1 protein-coding gene is annotated in these 1,127 nt (G+C 31.4%); it reads left to right on the forward strand.

Annotation, left to right across the window (positions count from 1 at the left end):
* Positions 1–896: 896 nt before the first annotated feature.
* On the forward strand, positions 897–1,127 hold a 231-nt coding region (locus JF818_RS03445), incomplete at its 3' end, for a hypothetical protein (RefSeq protein ID WP_198890587.1).

The following is a 1,127-nucleotide window of genomic DNA, read 5'->3' on the forward strand; positions in this document are numbered from 1 at the left end:
TGTAAATACAAATTTATCATTAAAAGAAATCTGTAACGAAGTAATCCGTTTAAAAGAATAAGATTGCTTCGCTTCGCTCGCAATGACAGTTTAATTGTTATCTTGAACATAGTGAGATATCTTTTTTATTAATATTTTGAGAGATTCAATTCTTTTACATATTCATTTCTTTGCTTGTCCAAAGAAACGAATCAAAAAAAAGCCCCCTTATTTTAGGAATTTCTTTCTGCTGAAAGAAACGCTTGTTAAACACAGCGGAATGCTTTGCATTCCTGAATTTCTGTGTTTACCTTCGCTATTCTGAAAATAAGGTTTGGTTTTTACATCATTACGAGGAGCAATAACGACGAAGTAATCTGTTACTTTAATTAATTAGATTGCTTCGTTTCCCCTTCGGCAGACAGCTTGTTTAGCTACACTGAATCTTTGATGTCAGTATCTTTTAATTTGCTTGATGAGATTCCGAAATAAATTCGGAATGACGGTTTTTTTTCGTCATGCTGAAAGGTTACTGAGCGGAGTCGAAGTATTATTTCAGCATCTCATTATTTTCTATTCATTTCTTTGCTTGTCCAAAGAAACGAATCAAAGAAAAGACCCCTTATTTTAGGAATTTCTTTCTGCTGAAAGAACCGCTTGTTAAACACAGCGGAATGCTTTGCATTCCTGAATTTCTGTGTTTACCTTCGCTATTCTGAAAATAAGGTTAGTTTTTTCGTCATTACGAGGAGCAATAGCGACGAAGTAATCTGTTACTTTAATTAATGAGATTGCTTCATCTAAAGAATCACAATGACAATTCTTTAAAACTTTCCAACCACAAAACAACTTTTAAATAAAATTCCTATTCAATTCACTAAAAATTATACTTTTACAAAAATTAAAATCATAGTTTCATGAAAAACAATTACTTTTTCACAAGTTTGTACACTTTATTAGTATGTACTTCATTTTTAACTGCTCAAGAAAAAGATAAAACCCGTTGGACTCCTGAAGATATTATCAATACAGAATATATGCGCTCTGTTACTATATCTCCAAATGAAAAAATGGTTGTATGGACAAAAAAGAAGCCTGTAAAAGAAAAAGATAAATTTGTTAACGACATTTACCTTACACGCTTAGAT

Source organism: Sphaerochaeta sp. S2, assembly GCF_016406725.1.
GTDB lineage: Bacteria > Spirochaetota > Spirochaetia > Sphaerochaetales > Sphaerochaetaceae > Sphaerochaeta.